The 18,621-nt window shown below is 31.6% G+C and carries 17 protein-coding genes and 2 pseudogenes; 4 read left to right on the forward strand and 15 right to left on the reverse strand.

Annotated features, from left to right (window positions below):
- Positions 1 to 3 precede the first annotated feature (3 nt).
- Entirely contained in the window at positions 4 to 681 is a 678-nt protein-coding gene (locus tag ABWP60_RS06805) for a TetR family transcriptional regulator C-terminal domain-containing protein (RefSeq protein ID WP_353150374.1), read from the reverse strand.
- Positions 682 to 798: 117 nt separating this feature from the next.
- On the opposite strand from ABWP60_RS06805, the pseudogene ABWP60_RS06810 reads away from it, so the two are divergent.
- Positions 799 to 1,452 (forward strand): annotated as a pseudogene (locus ABWP60_RS06810) (ATP-binding cassette domain-containing protein); the annotation flags it as partial.
- A gap of 32 nt (positions 1,453 to 1,484) precedes the next feature.
- Here ABWP60_RS06810 and ABWP60_RS06815 read toward each other — a convergent pair.
- The 3 genes and pseudogenes from ABWP60_RS06815 to ABWP60_RS06825 all read right to left on the reverse strand — a co-directional run.
- Positions 1,485 to 2,216 (reverse strand): head GIN domain-containing protein, encoded by a 732-nt coding sequence (locus tag ABWP60_RS06815; protein WP_353150377.1) that lies wholly within the window; start codon positions 2,214 to 2,216, stop codon positions 1,485 to 1,487.
- Complete coding sequence (locus ABWP60_RS06820) at positions 2,216 to 3,304, reverse strand: acyloxyacyl hydrolase (protein ID WP_353150380.1); 1,089 nt, start codon at positions 3,302 to 3,304, stop codon at positions 2,216 to 2,218. Before ABWP60_RS06820 ends, ABWP60_RS06815 begins: the two co-directional genes overlap by 1 nt.
- A gap of 55 nt (positions 3,305 to 3,359) precedes the next feature.
- Positions 3,360 to 3,581, reverse strand: a pseudogene (locus ABWP60_RS06825) (methylenetetrahydrofolate reductase [NAD(P)H]); the annotation flags it as partial.
- 212 nt (positions 3,582 to 3,793) lie between these two features.
- On the opposite strand from ABWP60_RS06825, the gene metK reads away from it, so the two are divergent.
- Positions 3,794 to 5,065, forward strand: coding sequence for a methionine adenosyltransferase (gene metK, locus ABWP60_RS06830; RefSeq protein WP_353150386.1), 1,272 nt, complete (start codon positions 3,794 to 3,796; stop codon positions 5,063 to 5,065).
- 59 nt (positions 5,066 to 5,124) lie between these two features.
- Here metK and accD read toward each other — a convergent pair whose 3' ends face one another.
- The 3 genes from accD to tamL form a co-directional block, all read right to left on the reverse strand.
- Entirely contained in the window at positions 5,125 to 5,979 is an 855-nt protein-coding gene (gene accD, locus ABWP60_RS06835) for an acetyl-CoA carboxylase, carboxyltransferase subunit beta (RefSeq protein WP_353150389.1), read from the reverse strand.
- 86 nt (positions 5,980 to 6,065) lie between these two features.
- Positions 6,066 to 7,133 carry a class II fructose-bisphosphate aldolase gene (gene fbaA, locus ABWP60_RS06840; RefSeq protein ID WP_353150391.1) on the reverse strand — a complete coding sequence of 356 codons (1,068 nt, stop codon included), beginning with the start codon at positions 7,131 to 7,133 and terminating at the stop codon, positions 6,066 to 6,068.
- 62 nt (positions 7,134 to 7,195) lie between these two features.
- Positions 7,196 to 9,766, reverse strand: a complete 2,571-nt coding sequence (gene tamL / locus ABWP60_RS06845) for a translocation and assembly module lipoprotein TamL (protein ID WP_502904813.1) — start codon at positions 9,764 to 9,766, stop codon at positions 7,196 to 7,198.
- Between the two features lie 14 nt (positions 9,767 to 9,780).
- Between tamL and ABWP60_RS06850 the strand changes: the two genes are divergently transcribed.
- Entirely contained in the window at positions 9,781 to 10,506 is a 726-nt protein-coding gene (locus ABWP60_RS06850) for an RNA methyltransferase (RefSeq protein ID WP_353150397.1), read from the forward strand.
- Positions 10,507 to 10,536: 30 nt separating this feature from the next.
- Here the strand turns inward: ABWP60_RS06850 and porT are convergent, their stop codons facing one another.
- The 8 genes from porT to ABWP60_RS06890 form a co-directional block, all read right to left on the reverse strand.
- Positions 10,537 to 11,235, reverse strand: a complete 699-nt coding sequence (gene porT / locus ABWP60_RS06855; protein ID WP_353150400.1) for a type IX secretion/gliding motility protein PorT/SprT — start codon at positions 11,233 to 11,235, stop codon at positions 10,537 to 10,539.
- Positions 11,236 to 11,237: 2 nt separating this feature from the next.
- Complete coding sequence (gene ubiE / locus ABWP60_RS06860) at positions 11,238 to 11,969, reverse strand: bifunctional demethylmenaquinone methyltransferase/2-methoxy-6-polyprenyl-1,4-benzoquinol methylase UbiE (RefSeq protein ID WP_353150403.1); 732 nt, start codon at positions 11,967 to 11,969, stop codon at positions 11,238 to 11,240.
- Between the two features lie 48 nt (positions 11,970 to 12,017).
- Positions 12,018 to 12,515 carry a dihydrofolate reductase gene (locus ABWP60_RS06865; RefSeq protein ID WP_353150406.1) on the reverse strand — a complete coding sequence of 166 codons (498 nt, stop codon included), beginning with the start codon at positions 12,513 to 12,515 and terminating at the stop codon, positions 12,018 to 12,020.
- A gap of 59 nt (positions 12,516 to 12,574) precedes the next feature.
- Positions 12,575 to 13,399 (reverse strand): thymidylate synthase, encoded by an 825-nt coding sequence (locus tag ABWP60_RS06870; protein ID WP_291240924.1) that lies wholly within the window; start codon positions 13,397 to 13,399, stop codon positions 12,575 to 12,577.
- 51 nt (positions 13,400 to 13,450) lie between these two features.
- Positions 13,451 to 14,767 (reverse strand): nucleoside permease, encoded by a 1,317-nt coding sequence (locus ABWP60_RS06875; RefSeq protein WP_353150409.1) that lies wholly within the window; start codon positions 14,765 to 14,767, stop codon positions 13,451 to 13,453.
- 23 nt (positions 14,768 to 14,790) lie between these two features.
- Entirely contained in the window at positions 14,791 to 15,405 is a 615-nt protein-coding gene (locus ABWP60_RS06880; protein ID WP_353150412.1) for a bifunctional nuclease family protein, read from the reverse strand.
- Positions 15,406 to 15,526: 121 nt separating this feature from the next.
- On the reverse strand, positions 15,527 to 16,495 hold the full coding sequence (locus ABWP60_RS06885) for an electron transfer flavoprotein subunit alpha/FixB family protein (protein ID WP_353150415.1): 969 nt from the start codon (positions 16,493 to 16,495) through the stop codon (positions 15,527 to 15,529).
- A gap of 37 nt (positions 16,496 to 16,532) precedes the next feature.
- Positions 16,533 to 17,279: an electron transfer flavoprotein subunit beta/FixA family protein gene (locus tag ABWP60_RS06890; RefSeq protein WP_353150417.1), complete on the reverse strand. Its 747-nt coding sequence runs from the start codon at positions 17,277 to 17,279 to the stop codon at positions 16,533 to 16,535.
- Positions 17,280 to 17,531: 252 nt separating this feature from the next.
- Between ABWP60_RS06890 and ABWP60_RS06895 the strand changes: the two genes are divergently transcribed.
- Complete coding sequence (locus ABWP60_RS06895; RefSeq protein ID WP_353150419.1) at positions 17,532 to 18,509, forward strand: pyruvate dehydrogenase complex E1 component subunit beta; 978 nt, start codon at positions 17,532 to 17,534, stop codon at positions 18,507 to 18,509.
- Positions 18,510 to 18,621 lie beyond the last annotated feature (112 nt).

The raw sequence follows: 18,621 nt of genomic DNA on the forward strand, positions 1-18,621 counted from the left end.
TATTTATGATTTTGAAAACATGCCGTTCATTTGTTCTTTCCACAAAAATTTTCCAAAATCAATAATGCTTTGTGTAGGAATATTGTATGCCAAATCGAAACTCGCTTTTACTGATTTTTCAATAAAAACATCCGTTTTTTCAAAATTGGAAGATTCGTCGTGCATCCAAAAATTAAAGATGGATAAAAATTGCAACCAAGAGGCTTCTTGTAAAACTTTATCTTGAATTTTCACAACTGTTTCTTGATCCATTTTAATTGGCTTTTCTAAAATAGTTAGAGCATAATCTAAATACACTTCACGAAGTTTAGACAACTTCCCTAAGTTTTTCATTGGATTTTTATCTTGCTTTAATAAATAAATAACAAAACTTCTATTTGCCGTTGCCATTTCGAAAAAAGTAAAATAAAACGCAGATAATTTATCAGCACTTTCATAGGTTTGATACGCTTCATTTTTTTCTAATAATTCTAATGTGTAAGCAAACATCGTTACAAAATAGTTTTTTTCTAAAACCTCAAATGAAGTAAAATAGTGATAAAAATCCGTTTCATCCATATTGTTTAACTTAGCAAATTCATAAACCGAATTTGGTTTTTTTGCATTTGTTAAACAAAAATCTGTGTATGCAGAAACAATTACATCTTCGGTAATTACTTTCTTTTTTTTAGGTGCTGCCATAGTATAAATATTTTGTTGAACAAATTTACAAAAAAATTAAACAATAAAAACCATATTAACTTAAATTTATCTATTAAAGTATTGCTTTTATTTATTATTTTTGTTGAAAACAAGAATATGTCAATAGAAGTAAAAAACATAACCAAAACGTACGGAACTCAAAAAGCGTTAGATAACGTTAGTTTTTCTGTAAAAAAAGGAGAAATTGTAGGTTTTTTAGGTCCAAATGGTGCCGGAAAATCAACATTAATGAAAATATTGACCACATATTTAACAGCAGATTCTGGCGAAGCTACCGTAAATGGTTTTGATGTGACTTCTGCTCAGAAAAGCGTGCAACAATCGGTTGGTTATTTACCAGAACACAATCCGTTATATTTGGATTTATATGTTCGTGAATATTTAGAATTTAGTGCTGAAGTGCATAAAACAGACAAATCTCGTATTCAAGAAGTGATTGAATTGACGGGTTTAACACCAGAATGTCACAAAAAAATTGGCGAACTTTCCAAAGGATTTCGTCAGCGTGTAGGATTGGCTACAGCTTTACTTCATAATCCAGAAGTATTGATTTTAGATGAACCAACAACAGGATTGGATCCAAATCAATTAGTTGAAATTAGAGAATTAATAAAAAATATTGGTAACGATAAAACGGTTTTTTTATCTACACACATTATGCAAGAAGTAGAAGCTATTTGCGATAGAATTATCATTATTCACCAGGGGAAAATTGTAGAAGATGCACAACTTGCTGATTTAGGCAAGAATTTAGAGAAAGTGTTTAGAGAAAAAACTAAAGCTTAATTCAGTATCAAATGTCCTGAAAACAATTGCTCCACATTTATAATTGGTGGATTATTTTTCAGAATCACATTCCCAGTATTTAATATTTTTCCTGAAATGGATTGAATGGGTTTTAAAATCATATCATTAGAACCGCGTTGAAAGATTTTAATGTTTTGACAAATGAAATTTTCTCCATAAAATTTACCCGTACCAAAATAGAAATTACATAATAATTCAGAAGTATTTCCTGAAATATAAAAATTAGAAACGTGATTCGATTCAATTACGGTTTGTCCGTTATTTATATTTAAATAGAAATCGCCAGTACCGGCTTCGTCTTCATTTAAAGCAAATAATCTCAGAGTTGGATAGGCTAACGTTCCATCAGAATAAATATCTTGTTCCGTTTTACTATGAATTTCACTAATATTGGGTGCCGTTACATAAACAGTTGCTGCTTTGAAATCTCTGGTCCAATTGCAAGTGGAATTATCTTTTACCACTAAAAAATCACCTTGTTTATTGATTTCAATATTATCGATTATATTAGTTCCTGATTGTATGGTTACTTTAAAATTTGGACCTTCTTCTACTACTAAAGAAATTCCAGCATGTACGCGGATTTTATCGAAATCAGAAATAACAATTTCTTTAGTTACAGGATTTCCTGCATTTTTGATACAATCTTCTGAAATACCACAACTAGAAAGTAGTAGAACAAAAACAAATAGTATATATTTTTTCATCATAATCTAATTCCTAAAGTTAATTCTGCCGCTTCTGCTTTTGCTTTATGCGTTTTTAAACCAATTCCTGTAAATATATTTTTATTGATATAATATTTTAGCGCCAATCGCTGATAGATATCAATATCATATTTAAAAGGTTTGTACACATAATACCCAAATTGCGTTTCAATGGATAGTTTATTAATAAATAATTCGTGACCCACAAATACGCCAATTCTTTTATAATCCGTATTAGGGTCTAAAGGCTTTTTGTCTGGAAAGGCAACAGAAGAAAATTGAATATAATCTTTTAAATACCTTGAAAAAAACACATCTGTCCCAAATTGAATAGCGCTTTTTCTATTAAATCGTTTGTCTGCATATAAACCGATGTGATAAAACTGACGCTGTCCAATTCCAACTACAGGTGCTTCTGAAATTCCAGTTCGAAAGGCAAAATTGTATTTAATTTTTTCTGCATACGATTTTGAATTTGGCAAACTATCTTTTAGTATTGGCTTATCTTTATCAAAATTATAATTTAATCCGAATGTAAAGGAATAACTGTTTATACCACTATTAGGTGCTTTAAATCGTGCATTCGAAAAATGGGTAAGCATAAATCCTGTTTGAATACCTATTGGACCAAGTAGGTTTTGCTTTTGATATTGTAATAAAATGTAATTATTATCTAAAAATTTCGATCCAAAAGCGTTGTTTTTATTATTGCTTTCTTTATCGTAAGGATTGGTCGTAAATCCAATTCCTTGGGAAACCCTAAAAAGTAACTGTCTTTTTAAAAAGTAAAAATTATAATGTAACCCTATCGCATAATTTTTACCTAAATAGTTGTTATTGAAGTCAATAGCTTGAAAAGAAATTCCATAATCTGGATAAGCATAGACTTGTTGCCATTCTTTTTTACCCGATGATTTTTTATTGATACTTACCAAAAATCCATTCGGATGTCCGGTAGCCAAATGACTAACTTCTTGTGTATGTTTAAAAATAGTACCACGAAAGCCTTGAACATCTATATAATAGGCGTCCGTTTGATTTTGTGAAAACGAAATTCCAAAAATGAATAAAAGTAAAAATTGCTTCATAAAAATATTTAAGACAAATATAGTTTATGAACTGTAAATTCAAAGTAAATTGAAATTAAAATATTTGACTGGCAATGGCTTTGATGTTCACCGCTTTACCTATAGAGTAATAATGAAGTACTGGTATTCCTGCTGCCACAAGTTCTTTACTTTGTTTCGTACACCATTCAATACCAATTTGATTTACCACATCATTAACTTTTGCTTTCACGACAGTCATAATTAAATCATCTTGTAATTCAATACTAAATCGATGTGGAATTAAATTTAATTGTTTTTAGCTGAAATGGGTTTTGAAATTGAAAATAAAATTTTAATTACCATTTATGATTTAAATATCAAACTGATTTTATACCTTTGCACCAGAATTAAAGAGGAAAAATTTGAACTGATTGCAACCTCATAAAAAAATGCTAAAGCAGAAACTTTCCTACTTTAGTATTTCCTTGCAATTTTTTCGTTAATTAGTATATATTTATTTTTATAATTATGGCATATTTATTTACGTCGGAATCTGTGAGCGAAGGACATCCAGATAAAATTGCAGATCAAATTAGTGATGCATTAATTGACCATTTTTTAGCATTTGACCCATCATCAAAAGTGGCTTGTGAAACTTTAGTTACGACTGGACAAGTAATTTTAGCAGGTGAAGTAAAATCTAATACCTATTTAGACGTTCAATCTATTGCACGGGATGTAATTAGAAAGATTGGTTATACAAAAAGTGAATACATGTTTGAGGCCAACTCTTGCGGGGTTTTGTCAGCTATTCATGATCAATCTGATGATATTAATAGAGGCGTTGATAGAGCTGCCGCTACAGATTTTGAATCGAAAGCTAATGCGCAAGGTGCAGGTGATCAAGGAATCATGTTTGGTTATGCTACTAACGAAACCGTTGATTTAATGCCATTAGCGTTAGATTTGGCTCACAAATTATTACAAGAATTAGCAGAATTAAGAAGAGAAAATTCGGCTATTACGTATTTACGTCCAGATGCAAAATCTCAAGTTACTTTAGAATACAATGACGACAATCTACCAGTTAGAATCGATTCTATCGTAGTTTCTACACAACATGATGATTTTGATGAAGAAACGGCTATGCTAGCAAAAATTAAGAAAGATATTATAGATATCTTAATTCCGAGAATTTTAGCAAAATACCCTCAATACGCTCATTTATTTAACGATAAAATTGAATACCACATTAACCCAACTGGAAAATTCGTAATTGGAGGCCCTCATGGTGATACTGGACTAACAGGTAGAAAAATTATCGTGGATACTTATGGCGGAAAAGGAGCTCACGGTGGTGGTGCCTTCTCAGGTAAAGACCCGAGTAAAGTAGACCGAAGTGCCGCTTATGCTGCGCGTCATATTGCTAAAAACTTGGTTGCTGCAGGTGTGGCTAGCGAGGTTTTGGTACAAGTTTCTTACGCCATTGGTGTGGCGAAACCTTGTAACATTTATGTAAACACATACGGAACCGCTAAAAACGGTCTATTAGATTCTCAAATTTCTGATAAAGTAGCGCAATTGTTTGATTTAAGACCTTATGCTATTGAGCAAAATTTAAAATTAAGAACACCAATTTATAGTGAAACTGCTGCATATGGACATATGGGACGTAAAAATGAAGTAGTAACAAAAACGTTTAAATCACCAGATGGTGAAGTAAAAACAGTAGAAGTTGAATTATTTACTTGGGAAAAATTAGACCGTGTAGCAGATATTAAAACTGCTTTTGGAATTTAAAATTTTCTAAAGCCAGAATAAAAAAACCCGATTTTCAAATGAAAGTCGGGTTTTTATTTTTATCTAATGTCTTGGTTTAAGATTAAATCGATATAAAGATTAATTTTATCTTTTAATTCTTTTCTATGCGAAATAAAATCCAAGAAACCGTGTTCTAATAAAAATTCAGAGGTTTGAAATCCTTCTGGCAAGTCTTTACCGGTAGTGTCTCTAACTACACGCGGACCTGCGAAAGCAATTAAAGCACCTGGTTCTGCAATATTAATATCTCCAAGCATGGCATAAGAAGCAGTGGTTCCACCTGTTGTAGGGTCAGTACATAATGAAATATACGGTAATTGTGCTTCTGCTAATTGTGCTAATTTTGAAGATGTTTTTGCTAATTGCATTAAAGATTGCGCCGCTTCCATCATACGAGCACCACCAGATTTAGAAATCATTACAAATGGCAATTTATTTTTGATAGCATAACTAATTCCTCTAGAAATTTTTTCACCAACAACAGCTCCCATTGAACCACCAATAAAAGCAAAATCCATACAACAAATCACTATGTCATTTCCTTTAGATTTTCCTACTCCCGTTCTTACTGCGTCTTTTAGTTTGGTTTTTTCGGCAACTTCTTTTAAACGGTCGCTATATTTTTTGGTATCAACAAATTTTAAAGAATCTACAGAAGTTAAATTGGCATCTAATTCTTTAAATTCATTATCATCAAATAAAATTCTAAAATATTCTGCACTACCAATTCTTACATGATAATCGTCTTCTGGGCTTACCCATAAATTTCTTTCTAATTCTTCAGAATCTACAATTTTCCCTGTTGGCGATTTGTACCATAATCCTTTTGGTACATCTTTTTTGTCTTCAGTTGCCGTTGTAATTCCTTTTTCTTTTCTTTTAAACCAAGCCATAATTTTTCAAGTCAAAAGTTAAAAGTCAAAAGTCAAAAGCCTAACAAATCTGAAAACATACAGACATTCGACTTTTGACTTGATGACTATAATGTATTCACGTTATTTAAATCGGCGAAAGCCTGTTCTAATCTTGTATTGAAAGTAACTTCTCCTTCACGAATCCATTTTCTTGGGTCGTAATGTTTTTTATTTGGACTGTCACTACCTTCAGGGCTACCAATTTGTGTTTTTAAATAGTCGATTTTAGATGTCATGTAATCTCTAATTCCTTCTGTAAAAGCAAATTGTAAATCCGTATCGATGTTCATTTTTATTACACCATATGAAATAGCTTCTCTAATTTCTTCAATTGTAGAACCTGAACCACCGTGAAAAACAAAATCAACTGGATTAGCTCCTGTGTTAAATTTATTTTGTACATATTCTTGAGAATTTTTTAAAATTTTTGGAGTTAATTTTACGTTTCCTGGTTTATACACCCCGTGAACATTTCCAAAAGAAGCCGCGATCGTAAAACGTGGACTAATTTTCATTAACTCTTCATAGGCATAAGAAACTTCTTCTGGTTGTGTGTATAATTTAGAACTATCGACATCTGAATTGTCTACACCATCTTCTTCCCCACCTGTAATTCCAAGTTCAATTTCTAATGTCATATCCATTTTACTCATTCTAGCTAAATATTGCTTGCAAAGTTCAATGTTTTCTTCAATTGGTTCTTCAGATAAATCAATCATATGAGAAGAATACAATGGTTTTCCTGTTTCTGCATAGTGTTTTTCAGACGCATCTAACAAACCATCAATCCATGGTAATAGTTTTTTTGCACAGTGGTCTGTATGCAAAATTACAGTTGCACCATAAGCTTCTGCTAAAGTATGTACATGTTTTGCTCCAGCAATAGAACCTAAAATAGCGGCTTTTTCACCTGCGTTTGACATGCCTTTACCCGCATTAAACTGACCACCTCCGTTTGAAAACTGAATAATTACTGGCGCATTTAATTTTGCTGCTGTTTCTAAAACACCATTAATTGTACTACTTCCGGTTACATTAACAGCTGGTAACGCAAAACCTTTTTCCTTTGCATAATTAAAAATTTCTTGCACTTGATTTCCAGTGGCTACACCGGGTTTGATATTATGACTCATACTTTTTATTTGATAATTTATTTATGTTGTTTGAATTTACAAAAGTAACAATTTTATTAATTTTAAAAAGGATAATTGATACCTATATTAAAAACTGTTTTAGAAAGGTTCATATCTTTCAGCCATCTTTGTGCATATTCTTTAGCTGGATTGTAGGCCTTGAAACCGAAGTCGCCACGAATTACAAAGAACCCGAAATCATATCTAAGCCCAAAACCAGTACCTAAAGCAAGCTCTTGAATGGATTTTGTTCCTTTAAATTTTAATTTTTCATCTTCTACGTTATCTGAAACATTCCAAATATTTCCGGCATCTGTAAATAAAGCCCCGTTTAAACTATTAAAAATATTAAATCGGTATTCTAAATTTAGAGAAAGTTTTAAATTGGCTTCATTAAAATCATTTACACTTAAACTAGATCCGGGACCTAATGAATACGCTTGCCATCCTCTATTATCATTACTTCCACCAGCAAAATAACTTCTTGAAAAAGGCACCGAATTTGAATTTCCATAAGGAACGGCTACTCCTCCAAAAAACCTAAATGCTAGGGAACTTTTCTTATATAAATGTAAATGTTTGATGTATTCAAATTCCGTTTTAAGATATTGGGCATATTCAACTCCAAAAACAGTTTGATTGTCATTACTATTTAATGCTTCTTTTTTTTGTTTAGAAATGATACTTAAAAGATTTCCCGAACTTTCAATTTTGGCTTTAATATTATAAAACTGTACGTCATTAACGCTTCTTTTGGTACTTAAATTATAAGAAAAACTTGATGATAAAATTAAGTTATTTTCAATCAATCTTTTTCTTCTTTCACCAATGGTATTGATGGCTTTAAAATCGATTTCATCTGCTACAGGGATACCGCCACTAGTAACTTGATTAATAAAATCTACTGCTCCTGAAAAAGTTAAATTTCCAGCTGCATCTTCAAAACTAGAATTTGTATTATACACTTGTGCTAAATTATTTAACGTATTGTATGAATAATTATACACGTTAAAATAATTGTCAATATTTAAATTTTTAACAAATTGTAAGTTAAATAAATCCAATTTAAACTTTTTAGTTTCATCTTTATTTAAACCCCAATCGTAATAAAAACTTCCATAATAATTTTCTTTATCCAAACCAATATTTGTTTGTTTAGATAAACCTAAAGTGATAGAAGTACTAGGTAACGATTTTTTTCTAATAATTTTACTCGTATTAATAGGAAAGAAAATTCTTGGAAAACTTAATTTTACATCAGCACCATATTCAAGTATGTTAAAAAAAGCATCCGTACTATTTTTTATGCTGGCATCTTTAGAGGAACCCAAATTACCTCGTAACGAAAAATCTAAAATTTCGGCCCCTTTAAATAAATTCCTAAATGTAATTCCTGTAAAACCTGAAATACCAAAAAGCTGAATGTTAGACTGTGTAAAATCGCCTTTAATGTTGAACTCGTATTTTTTTAATGGTGTTAAAACGATATTAGCAATTAATCCATTTCCAGTAGCATCTTCAACATATTGAATTCGAGGATATGCAAATACTTTTAAGTTAGATAAAGCCCTAGTTGTTAATGTTTTATCTTGATCGCTAAATAATTTTCCTTCTTCAATAAATATAGCATTTACTAATGCTTTAGGTTTATATTTTAGTTTTCCTGAACTATAAAAATTAAATTTTTTATAAGAAATACTATCAATTCCGATAGCTTTTTCCTTTACTTGTTTGTCTGTAAAAATATTTACTTTGTTAATTTTATATAACTTAAATGGCTCCGTATACGTAGAATCTGCATTTTTAACAATTCTATTTCCAATGTTAAAGGTAATATTTAATTTGTTTTTTTTGCCAATCGTATCTATATCTGGTCTTTTAATGTAATTTTCTTGAAAATGATACAAGCCTCTGTTTCTAAATTCTGTTGCAATTCGTTTTTTCTCATTGCTGATATTTTCTGCAGTATAAGCTTCACCAGATTTTAGTAACGAATTTCCAGAAATATTTTGATATAACGAATCCACAATTGGCGTTTCAATATTTCTAAAAATACTATCAATAATATAGGGTTTTCCTGTGTTTATTTGATATGTAACTTTTACTTTTTTATTTTTTAATGAATCGATTTTAGAAGCCACTTTCACATCAAAAAAACCTCTATTAAATTGATACGAATACAATCTTATTATTGATTTTCTAACCCTAGCCGTATCTAGTATAGCAGGTGCTTCTCCAACTTTCTTAAAGAAATCACTATAACCAGAAACCAAAAACGATTTACCCAAACGATTTACTTGCTTTTTAGAATACAATTTTATCAGTCTATCTAATCGGTTTGGTTTTTTTTGCAACCAGGCTTGGTAAGTAGAATCTGCATTTTTTTTACTCAAATTGTACAATTGCAAACGGGGTTTAAAACCTAATAATTTACTGTTGGGTTTTTGATACAATTGATTTTGCAAATCTTCAGAGTTAACAGCGTTGTTATTCACTATAATTTCGTTGTCTTGAATAAGCAATTGTTTCTTTTGGAGCTTCCTTACTTCAGAACAGGAGTAAAAAAGTAGTCCTAAAAGAAAAAATAGTACTATTTTTGGAGTGAGATTCTTCAAACGCTTAATTTTTATCAAAAATACAATTTTTTATGGTTAGCAAAAACCAAATTAAACTAATTAATAGTTTACAACAAAAAAAGTACCGTAAGTTACACAATCTTTTCATAGCAGAAGGGAAAAAAGTGATTCAAGAACTTATTGACGCTAATTTTAGTTTGGTACATTTATTTGTAACCCAAACAGATTTGTTTGATAAAAAACACGCAGCTACGCTTATTTCAGATAGTGAACTTAAAAAAATATCAGCTTTAACTTCTGCAAATGATTGTTTAGCGGTTTTTAAAATTAAAGAATATAGTTCCAGTGCTAATTCTGGTTTAGAATTGGCTTTAGACAATATAAAAGACCCAGGAAATATGGGAACTATTATTAGATTATGCGATTGGTTTGGTATTTCTAAAATAGTTTGTTCTGAAGAAACTGTAGATCTGTATAATCCAAAAGTAGTTCAGGCTACTATGGGAAGTTTGGCTAGAGTAGAAGTAGAATATACCAATTTAGCCGCTTATTTAAAAGCTACTGATTTGGAAATTTTTGGAACATTTATGGAAGGCGAAAACATCTATAAAAAGGTAGTACCCGACAGTGGTATACTTGTAATGGGAAATGAAGCCAATGGCATTTCATCAGAAATTGAGAAATTAATTACTCAAAAAATTGCTATCCCCAGATTTGGAAATTTACAACAAACCGAAAGTTTAAACGTAGCTACAGCCACCGCCATATTTTTATCGGAATTCAAAAGAAGTGAATAAAAAATAAATTTTTGACTTTTGACATTTGACTTAATGAAACGTGAAGTTTACAAAAACAGCTCTTGTTTGCATCGATTTAATATTTCCGGTCCAAGCTGAATTTGGATCCAAATCGCGAATTAATTCATCACCCGTTCCAAAAACACCACGAATGGATGGAGAAAATTTAAAATATTCCAAATATAAATCCAATCCAAAACCAACTTCGTAATTTTGCGTCCAGGTTTTTACTCGGAATCTATTTGCTGAATTATCGTCTGTTGCTTTTTCATTACTTCCTAAATTTAAAGTAGAGGAAACGCCTCCAACCAAAAACGGTCTCACATTTCCAGTTCGTAATGCAGAATATTTTAACAGCAATGGAAAATGTAGGTTTGACGCTTTTACTTCTCTTAATCGATCTACACGATCTTCAATATTTGGGTAAATTAAATTACGTTGTGTGGCGTAAAAACCGGGTTCAAATCGTAAATCAAAAAAATCTATTAATCTTAAGTTTACCACCAAACCAACGTTAAAACCAATGGCTGGCTTTAACTCGATATCTTTTCCAACGGTTTTGTAATTAAATTGATAATTATAACTACTAAATCCTAAATAATACCCAAAATGAATTTTTTGTTTTTCAAAATTTTGATCATTTATAATTGGATTTTTACCAAAGATACCACCCTGAGCAAATGATTTCAGCGCGAATAATAAAATAAAAATAAGATATCTAACTTGCATATTTACTTTTTTGATGCTTTATAAATTGTAGCCACACCCATGGTTTGTGGTTCGTGCTTTACCTCTATAAACCCAATTTTTCGTAAAATATTGTTTAACGCTTCTCCAAAAGGGAAATTTTGTGCAGAAGTAGACAAATATTTGTACGCGGCTTTATCTTTAGAAAACAGTTTTCCAATGGTAGGCATAATAAAATTGGTGTACACATAATAGCCCTGTTTAAAAGGAAATGTTGTTGGCACAGAAGTTTCTAAAATTATAAAAGTTCCATTTGGTTTCAATACACGAAGTATTTCAGAAAGTCCTTTTTCTAAATTTTCAAAATTTCTTACACCGTATGCCACGGTTATTACATCAAAATAATTATCCGTGTAGGGAATTTTTTCTCCATCACCTAAAACCATTTGAATTTTTGAATCTAAGTTTTTGTCTGAAATTTTTTTCTTACCCATGTCAAGCATGCCTTGTGAAATATCTAAACCGATAATTTCTGTGGCTGTGGTTTCTGCAAACAATATGGCTAAATCTCCTGTTCCGGTAGCAATATCTAAAATAGAGGTTGGTTGTTGAAGTTTTACCATTTGTAAAATCTTCTTTTTCCAAGTAGCATCTGTTCCTAACGAAATTATTTTATTTAATCCATCATAATTTTCGGAAATGGTATCAAACATTTGAGCTACTTGCTCTTTTTTACCTGTTTCGGAATCTTGATACGGTTTTATGGTTTCAGACATTGTTTTGATTTTGAAGTACAAAAGTAATTGAAAATTATGAATTACAATTTACGAATTACGATTTGCTTTAATAAAAGTTTGAAACGTAAAATCAAAGGCGTGTTTTTCATCTTTTGGATGCAGTTCTTCAAAAATAAGATTCCAATGTGTCGGATTTATTTCCGGGAAAAAAGTATCCGCTTCAACAGTTGTATGAACACGAGTAAGTTCAACTTTATCAGCCCTATCGATAGCTTGTTTGTAAATTTCGCCACCGCCAATAATAAAAACTTCTTCGTTTTTTGGACAAACTTTTATAGCTTCTTCTATACTTGAAACCACTATACATCCTTCTGGTGCTATATAATCCTTTTGACGAGTAATAATCACGTGTGTTCTGTTTGGTAAGGGTTTTGGAAAACTTTCAAAGGTTTTTCTTCCCATAATGATATAATGCTCTGAAGTTAACGCTTTAAATCGTTTAAAATCATCTGGTAAATGCCAAACCAATTGGTTGTCTTTACCCAAAGCATAGTTTGTAGATGTTGCGGCGATTAGTGTGAGCATAAAAAATAATTTGAAGGGCTAAGTTAAGAAATTTGAGTGAAATTAAATTTAATGCGTTTCTAAACCGAAACCGCTCCTTTAATATGTTCGTGTGGGTCGTAGCCTTCCAACGTGAAATCGTCAAAAGTGAAATCGAAAATATTGGTTACATTTGGGTTCAATTTCATTATTGGTAATTTTCTTGGCTCACGGCTCAATTGTAAATTTACTTGTTCTATATGATTATTATAAATATGTGCATCCCCAAAAGTATGGATAAATTCACCCGCTTCTAATCCGCAAACTTGTGCTACCATCATGGTAAATAAGGCATACGAAGCAATATTAAAAGGCACGCCCAAGAAAATATCAGCACTACGTTGGTACAACTGACACGATAATTTTCCATCTGAAACATAGAACTGAAAAAACGCGTGACATGGCGGTAAAGCGGCTTTTCCATTAGCCACATTTTCCGAAAAAGAAACAGTAGTATCCGGTAATACCGATGGATTCCAAGCCGAAATTAACATTCTACGACTATTTGGATTGGTTTTTAAGGTTTCAATTAATTCGGTTATTTGATCGATTTCTTCGCTATTCCAATTTCTCCATTGGTGCCCATATACGGGTCCTAAATTTCCATTTTCATCTGCCCAAGCATCCCAAATTTTTACGCCATTTTCTTGCAAATAGGCAATATTAGTTTCGCCTTTTAAAAACCAAAGCAATTCGTGAATAATCGATTTTAAATGTAATTTTTTGGTGGTTACCATTGGAAATCCTTCACTTAAATCAAATCGCATTTGGTAACCAAAAACACTAATGGTTCCTGTTCCTGTTCGGTCTCCTTTTTGAGTGCCGTTTGCTAATACGTGCTTTACTAAATCGTGATATTGTTTCATATAAAGTTTGTTTCAAACCTGACAGGTTTTAGAAACCTGTCAGGTTATTATTTAATGACTAAATGATTCTACGTCTTTTGGATTGTGTTTGTGTTTAAATAATATTGCAAATGCAACAGTAATAATTAAAGCATAAACTGCAAATGTTAGCCAGATGTTGTGCCAGTCTTTTCCGTTTGCAGTGGTAAAATAGGTATCAATTAAAAATCCGCTTCCTAAACTTCCTAAAATGGCACCAAATCCGTTGGTCATCATCATAAATAATCCTTGTGCAGAAGATCGAATTTTAGAATCGGTTGTAGTTTCTACAAATAAAGAACCCGAAATATTAAAGAAGTCAAACGCCAATCCGTACACGATATTCGACATAATAATCATCCATAAACTTCCAATTGGATCGCCATAAGCGAAAAATCCAAAACGCAATACCCAAGCAATTAAACTAAAAAGCATTACTTTTTTAATTCCATATCGTCTTAAGAAAAACGGAATGGCTAAAATGAAAATCGTTTCAGAAATTTGAGAAATAGACAATACAATATTTGCCGATTTTACTACAAAAGTTTCTGCATATTTGGGTATGTTTTCAAAATCTTTAATATACGTTTCGCCATACATATTTGTCAATTGTAAAGCGGCTCCTAAAAACATACTAAAGATAAAAAACATAGCCATTTTAGATTCTTTAAAAAGCATAAAAGCATCTAACCCAAAAATTTGAGAGAATGTTTTGTTTTTACTTTCGTCTTTTATTGGTTCAATTTTAGGCAGAGTAAAAGAGAAAATTCCTAATAGAATTGCGAAAAAAGACGCCATATAAAACTGATTGCATTCTACAGGCATATTGGTTATTGAAGCAATAGCTTTTCCAACTCCAATCCCGAAAGAAAACGGCGGATTTACATTACTAAACAAATTGGTACACCACATAGCTACTATAAAACCAATGGTGCCCCAAACTCGAATGGGCGGAAAATCTTTAATGATATTAAAATTGAATTTTTTCAAAACGGCAAAAGTCAGAGAACTCGACAAAGATAATGTTGGCATATAAAAAATCATACCTAAAAGTAACACCCAAAAGAAAGTTGAAGGACTATCAATGATAGGTAAGAAAAGTAATATAATCCCATATAAAATATGATGAACACCGTATAATTTTTCTAAATTCAAATATTTATCTGCGATAATTCCTGAAATAGGAGGCATAATAATGGAACCTAAACCTAAAGTTGAAAACACAATTCCAAACTCGGCACCAGACCATTGTTTAAAACCAAATCCATAACTTGCCAAAGTAGTTAACCAGGCACCCCAAACAAATAATTGTAAAAAACTTACAATTGTTAATCTTAATTTTATGCTCATTTTTTGTAGTTAGATTGGTAATTTTATTTTTTATCCATTTCCTCTTTTATTTGAGCGGCTTTCTCGTACTCTTCATTTTGTATGGCTTCTTCTAACATGTCAAGTAACTCTTGATTGGAAAATTTTGAATATATGTTTTGCGTTTCTTCTTCGCCAAATACTTCAGGTTCAGAAAGTATATTGTCGTCATCTATTTCTTCTTCTGAATGTAATTCTTGCTTGTTTTTATTTAAGTAAATTCCGGCTTTATCTAATATATTTTTATAGGTAAATATAGGTGCATTAAATCGTAAGGCTAACGCTATTGCATCAGAAGTTCTCGCATCAATTACTTCTTCTTTTGCTTCTTTTTCACAAATAATACTGGAATAAAACACGCCATCAACTAATTTATGAATAATCACTTGGGTAATTACAATTTCATATTTATCCGCAATAGTTTTAAACAAATCGTGCGTTAAAGGACGAGGCGGTGTTATTTCTTTTTCCAATGCTATAGCAATAGATTGTGCTTCAAAAGCACCGATAACTATCGGTAATTGCCTGTTACCATCTACTTCATTCAAAATTAAAGCATAGGCCCCATTTTGTGTTTGACTGTACGATATTCCTTTAATGGTTAATTTAACTAAACTCATTTTGTACTTAAACTTTATTCAAATGTACTATAAAAATATTTTCTATAAAAAAAAGGCCCTCTAAATTGGATATTTCTATCGTATTTAGATAGCCTTTTTAGGAGGCACAATATATAAAAAATTATGCGTTTGCCGCTTTAAAAGCTTTTAATTTTTCAATCAACTTTGGTACTACATCAAAAGCATCTCCTACAATACCATAATCGGCTACTTTAAAGAAAGGTGCTTCGGCATCTGTATTAATTACCACTTTTACTTTAGAGGAATTGATTCCTGCAATATGCTGAATAGCACCAGATATTCCAACTGCAATATATAAATTAGCTGCAACTGGTTTTCCAGTTTGCCCTACGTGTTCCCCATGAGGGCGCCATCCAATATCCGAAACAGGTTTAGAACAAGCAGTTGCTGCACCAAGTACAGTGGCTAATTCTTCAATCATACCCCAATTTTCAGGACCTTTTAATCCACGACCTGCAGACACCACAATTTCAGCATCAGCAATGGTAACTTTACCTGTTGTTTTTTCAGAATTGATTACTTTTACAACAAAATCTGCATCTGATAAAGCGGGTGAAAAATCTTCTTCCGTAACTGAAGTTGCATTTTCAATCAATCCGAATGAATTTTTTGAAATTCCTAAAACTTTTACGTCTGTTGCAATCTCTGATATATTGAATGCTTTGTTTGAAAAAGCGCTTCTTTTTACTTGAAATGGAGTCACGCTTACAGGCGCCTCAATTACATTTGAAACAAAACCTGCATTTAAATTTACGGCAACTAATGGCGCAATGTGTAAACTATCTGTAGTTGAAGCTAAAATTACAACTTTAGCTCCTTCTTTTTCAGCAGCTTGCTTTATTACATCTGCGTAAGCTTTTGCATTAAATGACGTTAATTTATCATTTGTTACTTTTAATACTTTACTAACTCCGTAAGCTGATAAAGCATTATTTTCTGTAGCATTAATTGAAACCGCAGTAACAGTTGTTCCAAGCATATCGGCTACTTTTTTTGCATATGAAGCAATTTCAAAAGCTACTTTTTTGAATTTACCTTCGTTTGATTCTGTATATATTAAAACTGACATATCTTTTTATTTACGATTTACGTTTTGCGATTTACAATTATATTACTTTAGCTTCGTTGTGTAATAAATTAATTAATTCATCTAAATTATCTGCGCTAATTAATTTTACTGCTGATTTTGCTGCGGGTTTTTCAAATTTTATGGAAGACGTAGCATTAGCATCTGAAGTTGGTTCTACAATATTCAATACTTTTGTTCTCGCAGTCATAATGCCTCTCATGTTTGGAATTCTTAAATCTTTTTCTTCCACCAAGCCTTTTTTACCAGCAATAATTAATGGTAAATTTGATGTAGCTGTTTCTTTACCTCCATCAATTTCTCTAATTGTAGTGGCTTCAGTTCCAGAAATTTCAATTCCGATACAAGCATTTACAAAATTAAATCCTAATAATCCGGCTAACATTCCAGGTACCATTCCGCCATTATAATCAATAGATTCTGTACCGGCAATAATTAAATCGTAACCCCCTTGCTTCACCACGTTTGCCAATTGTTTCGCAACAAATAAACCATCTTTTGGTTGTACATTTACACGAATGGCTTCATCTGCACCAATGGCAAGCGCTTTTCTTAAGGTAGCTTCAGCATCAACACCGCCTACATTAACCACAGTTACATGAGCACCATTTTGTTCTTTTAAAACAATGGCTTTGGTTAAACCAAATTCATCATTTGGATTAATAACATATTGTACACCATTTGTATCAAATTCGGTATCGTTATTAACAAAATTAATTTTTGAAGTAGTATCAGGGACATGACTGATGCAAACTAATATTTTCATTTTTATACTTATTTATATTGATGGTACGAAATTACAAAAAATGTTTTAAAAAAATATTATGCACGCATATAAAATGTTGTTTTTTCGCAAAAATTAAATATATTTTATGAATTGTTGAATTTATGTAGCTAAAAATAAGAATTTGATAAGATATTATTAAAGAAATCGATTGAGTAAAAATATTAAATAATAATGAGCGTACTCATTAAAATTTATTATTTTTGCCATTCACTAAGTTTTAGAATTAATTTTATGAGAACAATACAGTTTAGAGAAGCTATTTGTGAAGCAATGAGCGAAGAAATGCGTCGTGATGAAACGGTGTACTTAATGGGAGAAGAAGTTGCAGAATATAATGGAGCCTATAAAGCTTCAAAAGGTATGCTAGATGAATTTGGACCAAAACGAGTTATTGATACACCAATTGCAGAATTAGGTTTTGCAGGTATTGCAGTAGGTTCAGCCATGAACGGATGCCGCCCAATTGTAGAATACATGACCTTCAATTTTTCATTAGTAGGAATTGATCAAATAATAAATAATGCAGCAAAAATGCGTCAAATGTCAGCTGGACAATTTCCTATGCCGATGGTTTTTCGAGGACCAACAGCATCTGCAGGGCAATTAGGCGCTACACACTCACAAGCTTTTGAAAACTGGTTTGCCAATACTCCAGGTTTGAAAGTAGTGGTTCCAAGTACCGTTTATGACGCAAAAGGTTTGTTAAAAGCTGCTATTCGTGATAACGACCCTGTTATTTTCATGGAATCAGAACAAATGTACGGTGATAAAGGGGAAGTCCCTGAAGGTGATTATATCATTCCACTTGGTGTAGCAGATATTAAACGCGAAGGAACTGATGTAACTATCGTTTCATTTGGTAAAATTATCAAAGAGGCATTTATTGCAGCTGAAGAATTAGCCGAAGCAGGTATTTCTTGTGAAATTATCGATTTAAGAACCGTTCGTCCAATGGATTACGACTGTATTATTAATTCGGTTAAAAAAACAAATAGATTAGTCGTTTTAGAAGAAGCATGGCCATTTGCCTCTGTAGCTTCAGAAATTACTTATATGGTTCAAGAACGTGCTTTTGATTATTTAGACGCACCAATTCAACGTATTACAACCGCTGACACACCTGCACCTTACTCACCTACACTATTAAAAGAGTGGTTACCAAATAGTAATGATGTAGTAAAAGCAGTTAAAAAAGTAATGTATAAATAAAAAATAATTTAGGCACAAATTGTAATTTGTGAAGCAATTAAAATACTATTGTTTTTTTAATATCAATAGTATTCCATTTGCCTACTACTTTAAAATAAAGTATATTTGAATC

The organism is Flavobacterium sp. (assembly GCF_040402895.1).
GTDB lineage: Bacteria > Bacteroidota > Bacteroidia > Flavobacteriales > Flavobacteriaceae > Flavobacterium.